Source organism: Frondihabitans sp. PAMC 28766 (assembly GCF_001577365.1).
Lineage (GTDB): Bacteria > Actinomycetota > Actinomycetes > Actinomycetales > Microbacteriaceae > Frondihabitans.
Window position 1 is genome coordinate 57,927 of record NZ_CP014515.1, and the last position, 12,142, is coordinate 70,068.

11 protein-coding genes and 1 pseudogene are annotated in these 12,142 nt (G+C 61.2%); 2 read left to right on the forward strand and 10 right to left on the reverse strand.

Going from position 1 to position 12,142, the window contains the following annotated elements; genetic code table 11:
* Positions 1–118 precede the first annotated feature (118 nt).
* The 3 genes and pseudogenes from AX769_RS25565 to AX769_RS25570 all read right to left on the reverse strand — a co-directional run.
* Positions 119–1,222: pseudogene (locus AX769_RS25565) on the reverse strand (IS3 family transposase); the annotation flags it as partial.
* 673 nt (positions 1,223–1,895) lie between these two features.
* Positions 1,896–2,678 (reverse strand): IS630 family transposase, encoded by a 783-nt coding sequence (locus tag AX769_RS24415; protein WP_204249216.1) that lies wholly within the window; start codon positions 2,676–2,678, stop codon positions 1,896–1,898.
* On the reverse strand, positions 2,567–3,037 hold the full coding sequence (locus tag AX769_RS25570) for a helix-turn-helix domain-containing protein (protein ID WP_066274926.1): 471 nt from the start codon (positions 3,035–3,037) through the stop codon (positions 2,567–2,569). The genes AX769_RS24415 and AX769_RS25570 overlap by 112 nt, the downstream gene beginning before the upstream one ends.
* A gap of 111 nt (positions 3,038–3,148) precedes the next feature.
* On the opposite strand from AX769_RS25570, the gene AX769_RS24420 reads away from it, so the two are divergent.
* Positions 3,149–3,325, forward strand: a complete 177-nt coding sequence (locus tag AX769_RS24420) for a hypothetical protein (protein ID WP_157887891.1) — start codon at positions 3,149–3,151, stop codon at positions 3,323–3,325.
* A gap of 49 nt (positions 3,326–3,374) precedes the next feature.
* On the opposite strand, the gene AX769_RS24425 is transcribed toward AX769_RS24420, so the two are convergent.
* The 3 genes from AX769_RS24425 to AX769_RS22075 all read right to left on the reverse strand — a co-directional run bounded on the left by AX769_RS24425 (position 3,375) and on the right by AX769_RS22075 (position 6,849).
* A complete protein-coding gene (locus AX769_RS24425; RefSeq protein ID WP_066284576.1) occupies positions 3,375–3,587 on the reverse strand; it encodes a DUF4190 domain-containing protein in 213 nt (70 codons plus the stop codon).
* A 107-nt stretch (positions 3,588–3,694) separates the two neighbouring features.
* Positions 3,695–4,822, reverse strand: coding sequence for an RHS repeat-associated core domain-containing protein (locus AX769_RS25575; protein ID WP_239452109.1), 1,128 nt, complete (start codon positions 4,820–4,822; stop codon positions 3,695–3,697).
* Positions 4,823–5,358: 536 nt separating this feature from the next.
* Positions 5,359–6,849 (reverse strand): hydantoinase B/oxoprolinase family protein, encoded by a 1,491-nt coding sequence (locus tag AX769_RS22075; RefSeq protein WP_082764188.1) that lies wholly within the window; start codon positions 6,847–6,849, stop codon positions 5,359–5,361.
* A gap of 84 nt (positions 6,850–6,933) precedes the next feature.
* Between AX769_RS22075 and AX769_RS22085 the strand changes: the two genes are divergently transcribed.
* Positions 6,934–8,126 (forward strand): IS3 family transposase gene (locus tag AX769_RS22085; protein ID WP_157887892.1). Its coding sequence is split into 2 segments (ribosomal slippage): positions 6,934–7,218 and positions 7,221–8,126, totalling 1,191 coding nucleotides; the frame shifts between segments, so codons are not numbered across the junction.
* Here AX769_RS22085 and AX769_RS22090 read toward each other — a convergent pair.
* From AX769_RS22090 to AX769_RS22110, 4 genes are read right to left on the reverse strand one after another with little or no spacing between them, the layout of a single operon-like run.
* Positions 8,127–8,408 carry a hydantoinase B/oxoprolinase family protein gene (locus AX769_RS22090; protein WP_066284584.1) on the reverse strand — a complete coding sequence of 94 codons (282 nt, stop codon included), beginning with the start codon at positions 8,406–8,408 and terminating at the stop codon, positions 8,127–8,129. It abuts the gene before it with no gap.
* 1 nt (position 8,409) lies between these two features.
* Positions 8,410–10,476, reverse strand: a complete 2,067-nt coding sequence (locus tag AX769_RS22095; RefSeq protein WP_162269032.1) for a hydantoinase/oxoprolinase family protein — start codon at positions 10,474–10,476, stop codon at positions 8,410–8,412.
* A 59-nt stretch (positions 10,477–10,535) separates the two neighbouring features.
* Positions 10,536–11,309 (reverse strand): ABC transporter ATP-binding protein, encoded by a 774-nt coding sequence (locus AX769_RS22105; protein WP_066284588.1) that lies wholly within the window; start codon positions 11,307–11,309, stop codon positions 10,536–10,538.
* Positions 11,306–12,130 carry an ABC transporter permease gene (locus AX769_RS22110; protein ID WP_066284590.1) on the reverse strand — a complete coding sequence of 275 codons (825 nt, stop codon included), beginning with the start codon at positions 12,128–12,130 and terminating at the stop codon, positions 11,306–11,308. The genes AX769_RS22105 and AX769_RS22110 overlap by 4 nt, the downstream gene beginning before the upstream one ends.
* Between the last annotated feature and the right edge of the window lie 12 nt (positions 12,131–12,142).

The window sequence follows — 12,142 nt, forward strand, 5'->3', positions numbered from 1 at the left end:
CCCACTCAAAAGGCATCAACACGATGACCGCTCCCTATATTGTCGACCCCGCTGGCCTGCTTGGCGAAGTTCTGTCGGGTCTGCCCAGAATTTGGTTGACACTGGGGGTGGGTGGTTTCTAGGCCGCGTGTGCGGCTGAGTAGATTGTCTCAAACTCGACCGGGGTGAGCTTCCCGAGAGCTCTTTGCCGGCGGCGGCGGTTGTACTTCTTCTCAATCCAGACGACCATCGCGAGGCGCAGTTCCTCGCGGGTGTTCCACCGGCGGGTGTTCAGAACGTTCTTCTGGAGCAGGGAAAAGAAGGACTCCATCGCGGCGTTGTCGATCGAGGACGCGACCCGGCCCATCGAGCCACGCAGGTCGTTGTTCTTCAGGAGCCGGACGACTTTCTTCGAACGGAATAGGCTGCCCCTGTCGGAATGGACAATCGTTCCGGACGGGGCGCGGAGGGTGATCGCGTTCCGGAGAGCTGCGGCGGCGAGTTCTGATTTCATGCGGGTGTCGATGGAGTAGCCGACGATCTTGTTCGACCAGCAGTCCTTGACCGCACACAAATACAGCTTCCCGTCACCGGTCCAATGCTTGGTGGGGGTCCCCCCGCCGGAGGCTCCCGGTGGGGGAATGTCCGTTAACCACACCTGATCCGGTCCCGTCGCGACAGTGCTGAAGTCGTGAGTGACTCGCCCGTTGTCGTGGACGACTCCGAGGAGGTCGTCGTGAACGGCAGGGCCGGGTTTATTGCCTTCGGTGGTGGGACGCCTGCGGCCCACCAATGGCTGCCAGGCGCCACACCCGGTTCTCGGAGGCAGTCGAGCCCTGGTCGGCGAGCTCATCGCTGAGGAACCGATACCCCAACGTCGGATCGTCGGCATGGATCTCCCGCAACACATCGATCAGATGCGCATCGTCCCAGTCCCTTCGGGACACGGGGTCCCGCAACCATTTGTAATACCCCTGGGTTGATCGGCCCAGGACCCTGCACGCCACTGCGACCGGCACCCTCAAAGGGGCGCCGGCCGCGGCCATCTCACGGACGAGCGTGAAGACTATTTTCCCGGCAGATTCGCCTGCGACAAATACGCTGCCGCCCGCCGCAACACCTCGTTCTCCTGCTCGAGCAACCGGATCCGCTTCCGCACCTCCCGCAGCTCCGCCTGATCGGCTGCGGTGACACCGGGCCGGTTGCCGTCCTCGATGTCAGCTTTGTGCATCCAGCCATGCAATGAATCGCCCCGGGGTGTCCGGAGACTTGATCGGGGTCTTGGTAGTAACGGTACAGAATTGAACGCTAGGCCGATTAACGGAGCCCTGGGACAGGACCGATACCATTTAGTGGCAACCAAGAAAATACTCCTGAACAGCAATTTCCTGCTGCTTTCAAACTCGCTACCTGACCCTGACCACCACCTCCGGCTCAGCGAAACAGACCGGCGCCATTCAGCCGCGACCCGTGCCGCTTAGGCCAGAAAATCCAGTAAAGAGCTACGGACCAGAGACTCCTGGAGGCTTAGCGTTCAATCCTGGTCCGTTACTACCAAGACCCCGCCTCGGCGGCAAGTGCGAGACCAGCTGAGGCAACGATTGCTAAGAGCGCCCACCGCCCATAGCGGCGAAGATGAAGGTCGCTCGGCCACAGGCGCTGCGAAACGGTGCCCAGCTCGCGTCGACGGAGTCGACCAATACGACCTCGGCTCCACGACCTCGCAACAGCCACCTATTGCGTCACCACCGCCCCAGACGCCGTCGACGCCCTCGCCGGTCCTCCCGCGAACGGCAACGAGGGAGCATGAAGCTCCTTCGGTGCTCGTACCGGCCTATTGCCGTCTGGTTTTGCGAATGCCGAAGATGCCGTGGATAAGGAGGCCCAATCCGACCAGGACTAGTAGAGCGTCGTGTCTAATGTTGTGGGTATAGTCGTCGAAGTTTGGTGCGGGCGTCGGTTGTGGTGAATTGCCAGTCGACTTGTCGCTGGTCGGCGTTGGTGGCGTTCTGCCAGGCGGCGAGTTCGGTGTTGAGCAGGTCGAGGTCGTCGATGCGCCGGGTGAGGCATTGCCGTGTCAGCGCGGAGAGCTCGATCTCGGCGATATTGAGCCAGGAGCCGTGTTTGGGCGTGTAGTGGATCTCCAGGCGGCGGGCGAGCGCGCGGGCCTTGCCGGGTTCGAATGCCTCGTAGAGCGACCCGAGGGTATGGGTGTTGAGGTTGTCCATGACCAGTACGACCCGTTCGGCGTGCGGATAGTCGACGCTCAGGAGCTGGTCGATCTCAGCGGCCCAGTCCACTCGGGTCCGCCTCGGCCTCGCGTCGACACGGCGGCGCCCGGCGAGTGGTTCAACCCAGACGAAGATCGAGCAGGTGCCGTGACGGACATACTCCGAGTCCTCTCGCAGGTCGCGGCCCGGCGCGGCGGGGATCGGGTCGCGGGCGTGGGCGAGCAGCTGGTAGGGCTTCTCATCCATACACACCACCGGTACCGCCGGATCGAACGGGCGATGGTAGACCTCTAGCACGTCCTCCATCCGGGCCACGAACTCGCCGTTGGCGTGCGGGGGGATCGTCCAGCACTTCTTCAGATGAGGACGAAGCCCCCTTTTTTGAGGGTCCGGCCGATCGTGGAATGATCCAGCGGCGGCAGGCCCTCGGTGAGCAGCACGTGTTTCTCCAGCAGCCGCAGCGACCACCGGTCGAAACCTGCCGGGGGCTTCGTGCACGCCAGCGCGATCACCCGCGCCTCAACATCCCCAGTCACCTTCGCGGGCACCGGCGGGCTTGCGCGTTTGCGGCGGCCGATCACCTCCTCGATACGGCCGGCGGACTCCGTGAACCGCTTCGCGACCAGATACACCGTGCCCTCACTGACCCCTGCCCGCTCGGCCACCACCCGACGATCCGGCACCGGGCCGGGTGCCTCGTCCAAAGCCAGCAGAATCCGTGCCCGGGCGATCATCCGTGCCGGATGCGTTCCCCGCGACACCACCCTCGTCAGCTTCACACGATCAGCGGCCATCAACACGACGACATGACCCTTCGGTCTCGGCATGGCAACGACTCCTCCCGATCAAGTATTAATCGGAAACAGCCAACCCCTTCAATACCCAAACAGTTAGAAGCGACACGCTACTAGGAACACCACAAGGATCCACAAGGGGACTTGGTTGAGAAAGAAGTTGTTTCCGTGTCGGGGGCCGTTTCCAACGAGGAGCGCGAGGATGGGGCCGAAGATGATGAAAAAAATGCCTCCGCCGATTTCCATCTTGGGGTGCCGGGCTTGCGGCTGAATGGTTGCCATCTTTGCTCCTCGGTGGCTCCTGCACGGCTTCCCCTCTGAGAAGCCTGTCTAAGCTGATTATCGTCTCTGGTGCTCGATAGCAGACCGCCTAACCGTGTTTTCCCGATGCGATGAAGACGCCGGTGAGTACGAACGCGACTAGCCCAATCCCCAATCCCGCGACGGCCAGCGCCCGGCCGCGTTCTCCGGTCTTGCGTATTTGTGAAAGAGCGATGCCGGAGAGGACGACTCCGGCGACCGACAAGAAGAACGACAGGACGAACCCCGCTATGGCGAAGGTGTTCCATTTGCGATTCACCACGGTGGGGAAGTTAGCGGATGAGGGGGCTGACCTGTCGTCTTTTCTTCGCCTCCGGTTACAGTAGGGCTGCACCGACGCCCTCGAATTGACATCAGTAGATTCACGCCCTAGCCATCTATGGCTTTGTCGACAGCATCGGAGACAAGGTTGCCGGCGACCGCACAAGCGCCCGTTGCGACGATTGCCGCTATCCCGTCGGTGATTCCATCGAAGAAGGCATCGCAGGCGATTTCGAAGGCAGTTCCTGTGATATAGCCCAACAGGTTTTCGCTGGTGAGCACTTCGTAGACGGATTCTCCCGCAGCAACGGCGCTGATGATTCGTTTGATGAGCGCGACTGCGATTGAGCCGTCCGGGTCGGTGCTATTGATCGGGTCATCTCCGGCGTAGGAGTACCGGTTTGCGTTCGCGGGGTTCAGCGGGGCATCAAGGGTGTCCTGCTGGGTCCAGGTTCCGGTCACCGGGTTGTACCAACGGAGTCCGAACTTGACGAGGCCGGATGCGCGGTCCTGGATCCCACCATGGAACGCGTAGGGGTTTTGTCCGGCCCCGTTTCCCGTTCCACCGGCCGTGAGGACCTGAGTGCCGTATGGGTCGTAGGAGAAGGAGAAGGCATTGGTGGAAAAGTCCGTGAGGAGCCCCACGGGGTTTTCGAGGCCGTCGTCGACATACAGGCAGGCGATGTCGGATGAGGTCGTGAGCATCAAAGGTTGGCCTGTGATCGGGTCGCTGTAGACGTAGCCGGACGCGGTCTGTGTCGTCACGACCTGATAGCCAACGATCTCGGGTTGCCCTTGGGCGTCGTTCTGTCCGTAGCTGATGTTGAACGTGTGCTGGTTGGGGGTCGTTTCGGAGAGAACTTCGTTCTGCGCGGCACCAGCGTAGGTATACGACGTGACGACTCCGGTCGCCGTGTTCTTCGAGGTGGTCATCTGCTCGGCCGCGTTGTAGGTGTACGTCGCGGTCGGGGTGGTCGTGAGATTCCCGGCCCCGTCATAGACGTACCCGGTGGTGGTGATCTGGTTCGCCGCGTTGTAGGTCAGGGTCTGGGATGAGGTGGTCGATCCGGATGCCGTGGCGGTGAGGCGGGGTCTTGGTAGTAACGGACCACGATTGAACGCTAAGCCTTCAGGAGTCTCTGGCCCGTAGCTCTTTACAGGATTTTCTGGCCTATGCGGCACGGATCGCGGCTGGATGGCGCCGGTCTGTTTCGATGAGCCGGAGGTGGTGGTCACGGTCAGGTAGCGAGTTTGAAAGCAGCAGGAAATTGCTGTTCAGGAGTATTTTCTTGGTTGCCACTAAACGGCATTGGTCTAGTCCCAGGATTCCGTAGATCGGCCTAGCGTTCAATTCTGTACCTTTACTACCAAGACCCCGTCCTCGACTAGGGGAAGCCCCGGATCCCTGGATCCGGCAGATGGCGAAGCAAGTCGGCGACGTGGAAGCAGCCCTCCGCGATGTCTGACTCGTCAACTCAGTTGTAGCCGCCGGCGAGTAGTTGGGCTTTCAGAATTTCAAATTCGCCATCGTCGAGGATTCCCTGGTGGCGGAGGGTGGCAGGCTTCGTCAGCGACGGAAACCGACGGCCCGCCACCCTAGGCAGTGCAACCCTGAGCCAGGCAGCCGTGGAGATAAGGCGGTCTGAGGCATTCTCCGTATCAGCCCCGGGACGCTGTTTCCTAAGCAACACTGGCGTCTGAACACGGCGAAGCGGGGAGTGATAACCGGGGACGCGCACATTGCCCCTGACCGGACCAGAGGAGCAGGGTCGTCATGATGCGGTGGCGGCCCGACGTAGGGCCGTGGCCGGCTGGTCTTCGTGCCATTCATCCACCAGCGCGCCGGCAGTCAGGACGACTCCGTAAACGCTTTCAGCTTGGTCGGCCGTTAATAGTTCGTCTCTTACATCGGCGAGCACGCGAGCTGGTTCGCGGTCAAAGGGCTTGCCGTATCCACCGCCACCACCCGTACGCACCGCCATGATGGCTCCAACCGGTACAGGGTAATCTCCCACGCGCTCGTTGTGGATTTCTGAGGTGCCGTCGGGAAAGAGAAGTTCGCCATGATTAGCGATCCCGTTGCCACCACCGGCAACGCCTCGGGAGAGGATGTCCTTTGTGTTCTCGAGAGCCGTCTTGATCATGCTGTTGGCCTGAAGAATGCGGAAGTCTCGTCGGACGCCCATACCGCCTCGGAATTCGCCGGCGCCCGCCGAGCCGGGGTTGAGAGCGAATTGCTCCACGATGATCGGATATCTCGACTCCATCACCTCGACTGGGGTGTTCCAGGTATCTCCGTCACCCATGTAGACCAGCGTGCCGCCGTCGTGGCCAGGGAAGCCGCCGTGGCCGCCCTGAACGGGCTCCGCCATGACGAAACGGTCTTCGGCGGGTGCGTTCGTGCAGAGAATGTATTCAGCCCACATTTGGTAACTGCCGGCTCGTCCGCGGTCTGCGGTCAGCTCGCCGAGTGCGTAGGCGACGGATTCGGTGATGATCACGTTGGCGTAGCCGTATGAGTCACAGGGCGCGGGCTCGACGGGGGAGATCATTGTGGGATGGTCGGGCCAGGTGATTTCGCCGATGTTCATGTGGGCGTCATTAGTCCGGCCGAGGGGATCGAGGATGCCCTTGAGTGCAGTGGCGACTGAGCTGAGCACTGCGGGCCGGCCAATGTTGATAGGACCGGTGGCCTGACGGGTGGTGCCGTCAAAGGAAACAGTGATTCGGTTTCCGGCAATGGTGACTTGGGTGTCGATCACCGGTGTGTAATCCCGGTCGACGCCGTCGAAGTCCATCTCGACTCGGGAGGAATATGTTCCATCGGGCAGCTTGCTAATTTCTTCACGCAATGCGGCTTCGGTGTTCGTGATGACGTAATCCATCAGGTCGGTGACGACCTCGGTTCCATAGCGCTTGCAGAGGGCTCTGACTCTGTCGGCGCCCGTGCGGCAGGTTGCCACCTGGGCGTAGAGGTCTCCGAGAACGGTCTCGGGCACCCGAACGTTCATCGCGATGAAGTCGAGCAGGTCACGGTTGGGATCACCAGCCAGGAAGATCCGCTGGTTGGCAAACCTCATGCCCTCTTGGTAAACCTCGGTAGATGCGGTCGACCAGCCGCCAGGGCTTGCACTGCCAATGTCCGCCCAGTGCGCCATTGTCGTGGTGTAGGCAACGATTTCATCTTCGTAGAACACGGGTAACGAGATGGCGACATCGGAAAGGTGGGTACCCGTCAGGTATGGGTCGTTGCAAATTAGGATGTCTCCGTCGCGGAGGGGTCTGCTGCACGGTTAGGTGACATCTGATCTGGCTTGCCCATGGGGTGGGCCTGGAAGGATGTTCCCGTGCCTAAGCCCTATCCTGTTGAGTTCCGTGACGACGTCGTGCGCGTTGCGAAGAACCGCGAGCCCGGAGTGACGATCGAGCAGATCGCGAAAGACTTCGGAGTCCACCCGATGACCTTGCAAACCTGGCTGCGTCGAGGTGACGTTAACGAGGGGGTGAAGCCTGGTCAGTCGCGCTCTGAGCAGGCAGATTTGCGGGAGGCGCGGAAACGGATCCGTCTCCTCGAGCAGGAGAACGAGGTGCTGCGGCGGGCGGCAGCGTATCTGTCGCAGGCGAACCTGCCGGGAAAAGGTTCTACCCGCTCGTGACGGAGCTCACCGGAGCAGGGATCCCTGTGACGGTGACGTGTCGGGTCTTAAAGCTCTCTCGCCAGCCCTACTACCGGTGGCTGGCTGACCCGGTGACGGCAAGGGACGTGGCCGGGGCGTATCGTGCGGACGCGTTGTTCGACGCGCACCGTGACGACCCCGAATTCGGTCACCGTCTCCTCGCCGACGAAGCCCGAAGCCACGGGCAAGCGATGTCGGACCGGACGGCGTGGAGGATCTGCCGAGACAACTCCTGGTGGAGTGCCTTCGGGAAAAAGCGGGCCAGGAACGGCAAACGGCCAGGTCCCGCGGTCCACGACGATCACTGCACCGTCACCGATGAGAACGGCCGCGTCCGGCACGAGTTCACCGCCGACAGGCCCAACCAGCTCTGGTTGACCGACATCACGGAACACAAAACCGCCGAGGGCAAGCTCTATCTCTGCGCCATCAAAGACGTGTTCGCGAACAAGATCGTCGGCTACTCCATCGACTCACGGATGAAGTCCCGCCTGGCCGTGAACGCCCTAAACAACGCGGTCGCGATGCGGGGAAACGTGGCCGGCTGTGTCGTACACAGCGACCGAGGATCTCAATTTCGGAGCAAGAAGTTCGTCCGCGCTTTGACCGGCCACGGCCTGGTCGGATCGATGGGGAGGGTGGCGTCCTGCGGCGACAATGCCGCGATGGAATCCTTCTTCAGTCTGCTGCAGAAAAACGTCCTCAACCGACACTCCTGGACCACCCGCGAGCAACTCCGCATCGCGATCGTGAACTGGATCGAGCGGACCTACCACCGACGCCGCCGACAGGCGTCCCTGGGCCGGTTGACCCCGGTCGAATACGAGACAATCATGAACACGCCAGCCGTCCCGGCTGCGTGACTACAACCTGTCACCTAAACGTGCAGCAGACCCGAGCTCCTCACCCCATTTTTCCTTGAGGCTGCGAACCGTTGCGGGCAGCGTTCCTAGGAAGACCGGTAGGCCCGGCGCTTCGGCCCAGAGTTGGCCCTCAGCGGACGTGATAGCGACGCCGAAGTCCTTGACGTCAAAGATGAGAGGGTTATAGGCGCTCCGCACGAGGGTATCGTGCATCTCTTCAGCGGCGGATCCCAGGGCATTACGAGTGATTTCTGCTTTGACGATGTCGATGGTTTTGGGCATGTTAGTTGCTCTTTCGGAACTCGAGGATGATGTTGCCAAGGGCGTCGATTCGCGCCGTCCACGCGGGAGGAACGATGACAGTGGTTGTCCATTCGTCAACGATGGCAGGACCGATGACTACATCCTGAGGGCCGAAATCGTCACGATTATAGACAGGGACGACGTCATCCCATCCAGTTGCCGGGAACCAGACCCGCCGATTTCCCCTGGTCACAAGGAGGCTTTTTCTATAGGTCGCGGCCACCATCGGACGCAAGACCGGGGCCACGTTGCGGCACCGAAGGACGACGACTTCCATTGATGCGGATTCGTCGCCGTGACCAAAACGCTGGCGGTGTCGCGAGACGAAATTTTGCTTGATCTTTTCAACCAAGGCATAGTCGTCAAGTGGCAACCACTCGGCTCGGACGGGAGTGTCGATTGTGTGCTCTTGACCGAGATACCGCACCTCGAGCGAGTAGCCGGGTCGAAGGACGTCATCCGCGAATCCATATGCTCTCAAGGTTGCGGCTGTTTGTGACCGCAGTTGTTCAAGCTCATCGCGGATGGCCGGGACGTGAGATGGTGCCAGTTCCGTGCGGGCGGTCATCGAGGCGTCGTCGCGATAATCAGCATTCAGCATGCCCCAGGCGGAGAAGCCAGCGGCGGCTTGGGGCACGATAACTGTGGTGATTCCGAGTTCTTCGCTGACGCCGGCAGCGAAAAGGCCGCCACCGCCGCCATAGGAGAGCATCGCGAATTCGCGAGGGTCAAGGCCCCGTTGGGTCGTGATTTGCCTGATGGCGTTCGCCATGTTCGCTTGGGCGACGGCGAGGATGCCTGCGGCGCTTTCCGTGACGCTGTGATTGGGGCCGAGTTCTCGGTCGATGACCTCGGTGGCAAGGTCGGCGCGGAGTTTCATGCGACCGCCGAGGAAGTTGTCTGGGTCAAGGAGACCGAGGACAACTTGGGCGTCGGTGACGGTGGGTACCTTGCCGCCGCGGTCGAAGCAGGCGGGGCCCGGGAAGGCGCCGGCACTTTCGGGTCCGACCTGCAGGCTTCCGGTCATTTTGTCGAGTCGGGCAATGGAACCGCCGCCGGCTCCGACGGAGATGATGTCAATGACTTGCCCCATGATGGGACGTTTTTCGATGATGGTATCGGCGCGCTCCACGATTTCACCGTCAGTGATGAGGGCCACGTCATAAGTCGTGCCGCCCACGTCGGCGCAGACAACGTTGGGGTAGCCGGAAGCCTGCATGAGCTGGCGGGCGCCAACGACGCCACCCGCAGGCCCGGAACCGAGAGTTTCGACGGGTCTGATCTGCGCATCGGCGATGGGGATAACTCCGCCGTTAGAGCGCATAAAGGCGATGGGGTTAGCGAGCCCCTCTTGGCGTGTGCGCTTGTCTATTTGGGATGCGTACGCCTCAAATGCGGGCTGGGTAAAGGCGTTAATTACGGTCGTCGACGTGCGTTCGTATTCGCGCCATTCTCGAATGAGCTCGCTGGAGACGCTAACCGAAATGCCGGGGTATTCGGCACGCACCAGCTCAGCGATTGTGTTCTCGTGGCCGGGAGAACGGTAGCTGTGAAGCAGCACGACAGCGATTGCTTCAACGCCGTGACTGAGGAGGATCTCGACTTCACGTCTCACTTCGTCCAAGTCCAACGGCGTTCGGATGGTGCCGTCAGCGAGGACCCGTTCATGCAACTCTCGGCGCAGGTAGCGAGGCACCAGCGGTTCCGCGGCGAGGTAGCGCAGGTTGTAGAGCTCAGGTCGTCCTCCGCGCCCGAGTTCGAGGACATCCCGGAATCCGTGGGTAGTGAGGAGGCCTGTTCGAGCCCCACGTTCTTGGACCAGCGTGTTAAGGGCGACCGTCGTACCGTGGATAAGCATGTCAATTTCTGGTAGGCCCACGGGGAGGCGTTTGACACCCGTGGCGAATTCCTCCGCTAGTGAAGTGGCTGTGGCGGGTTGCTTCTCAACTGTGACGCGGCCAGTTGCTTCCTCTAGGAGGATGTAATCAATGAATGTGCCGCCGACGTCGACGGCGAGTCGCCAGCCGGGTGCTGAGGGTGTAGCCATGGTTGATCCGTTCGTAGTGCAGGCAGCCATTGGTGGAGCCTTAGGGAAAATGGGGGGACCTAGAAATGGTTGACAGTGCGCGCTTCTTCGCGTACCAGATCGAGAATGCGTCCAGAGAGCTCTGCGAATCGAGGATCATCAGGCGTGGCTGCTGAGCGACCACGTGGCAGGTCGATCGCTATGTCGTGGAGTCCTCCTTCGGCGCGGCTTGACATCACGACGACCCGGTCGGATAGGAACACGGCCTCGGAGATGTCGTGAGTGACGAACACGACGGTGAGTTTGTGCTCCTCCCAGACCCGCATCAGCAGTTCCTGCATGAGGGTGCGGGTCAGAGCGTCGAGCGCACCGAAGGGTTCGTCCATGAGCATCACCCGGGGCCGGTACGCCATCACCCGGGCGATGGCAACGCGTTGCCGCATGCCACCGGAGAGCTGGGCGGGGTGCGCGTCCACAAAATCGCCAAGCCCCACAGTGTCGAGCAGTTCGCGGGCGCGTGCCTTCCGGTCACGGTCGGGGTCGCGCGCTTCTTTGAGAGCAAATTCGATGTTCTGGCCAGCGGTGAGCCAAGGCAGCAGCGAGTAAGACTGGAAGACGACACCGCGGTCAACGCCTGGGCCCCGCACCACGGAATCGTCGAGGCGTATCTCGCCCCCGGTCGGCGCCTGCAGGCCGGCAATTAGGTTCAGCAACGTGCTCTTGCCGCATCCTGAGACGCCGACCAGGGAGACAAATTCATTCTCTTTCACGCCAAAAGTGGTGTTCTTCAGCGCGAGCACGTCTTTCCGACGAGTTCGATAGCGCATACTCACGTTGTCAATTTCGAGCTTCATAGGCCGCCTTTGCGGAGGTAACGGAACGCGATGCGGTGAAGAACTCGGAAGAGTTGGTCGCTAAGAAGACCGAGAACGCCAAGCACGAGGATGTAGGCGAAGATCAAGTTCGTCTCCAGGTAGCGCTGGCCCAGGGTTATTCGATAGCCAATTCCTGACGTTGCCGCGACGAGTTCGGCGAGAATAAGCCACGTCCAGCACCAACCGAATGCGATCCTGAGTGAGTCGACGATGTTGGGCATGGCGCCGCGCAACACGATCTTCCAGAGGATGCGACTTTCGGACATACCGAGCGTTCTTCCAAAGTCGATGAATTCGGGTGGAACCCGACGTATGTCGTCGATGATCATGAGGACCAGGGCGAAAAACGTGCCAATCCAAATGACGACGTATTTCTGTGCTTCCCCGGTGCCCGCCCAGATGATCGTCAGGGGAAGGAACGCCGCCACCGGGAGGTACCGGCTGAACTCAACGAGCGGGGTGACGAGGGCGTCTGCCAGTCGTACCCTCGCTGCAACGAGACCTGTTGGGATGGCCATCACCGCTGCAATAGCAAATGCAACAAGGATGCGAGAGACCGAGATGCCGATGTCGCTCCACAAATCACCTGTCTGCGCCTGGGTGATGAGGGCTGAGATGACGTCCGGGATTGCTGGCAGGTAAAGCGGGGACACAACATGGGTTGTCGTGGCGATGACCCAAATTGCGATCACTATTGCAAAGCCGAGCAGGCTCAGGCTGATCCCCTGAGTTCGGGGTATCGAGCCGTCGATGCGCGTAAGCGGCGGGCTCAGGCGTCGGCCGTTGTAGCCGGCCGTCATGCGTTTCCCTCA

Bases quoted from the DNA above. Each gene is read 5' to 3' on its own strand.
- AX769_RS25570 (WP_066274926.1), bottom strand. From the start codon at position 3,037: ATGCCGAGACCGAAGGGTCATGTCGTCGTGTTGATGGCCGCTGATCGT.
- AX769_RS22090 (WP_066284584.1), bottom strand. From the start codon at position 8,408: ATGCCCAAAACCATCGACATCGTCAAAGCAGAAATCACTCGTAATGCC.
- AX769_RS22095 (WP_162269032.1), bottom strand. From the start codon at position 10,476: ATGGCTACACCCTCAGCACCCGGCTGGCGACTCGCCGTCGACGTCGGC.
- AX769_RS22110 (WP_066284590.1), bottom strand. From the start codon at position 12,130: ATGACGGCCGGCTACAACGGCCGACGCCTGAGCCCGCCGCTTACGCGC.
- AX769_RS22105 (WP_066284588.1), bottom strand. From the start codon at position 11,309: ATGAAGCTCGAAATTGACAACGTGAGTATGCGCTATCGAACTCGTCGG.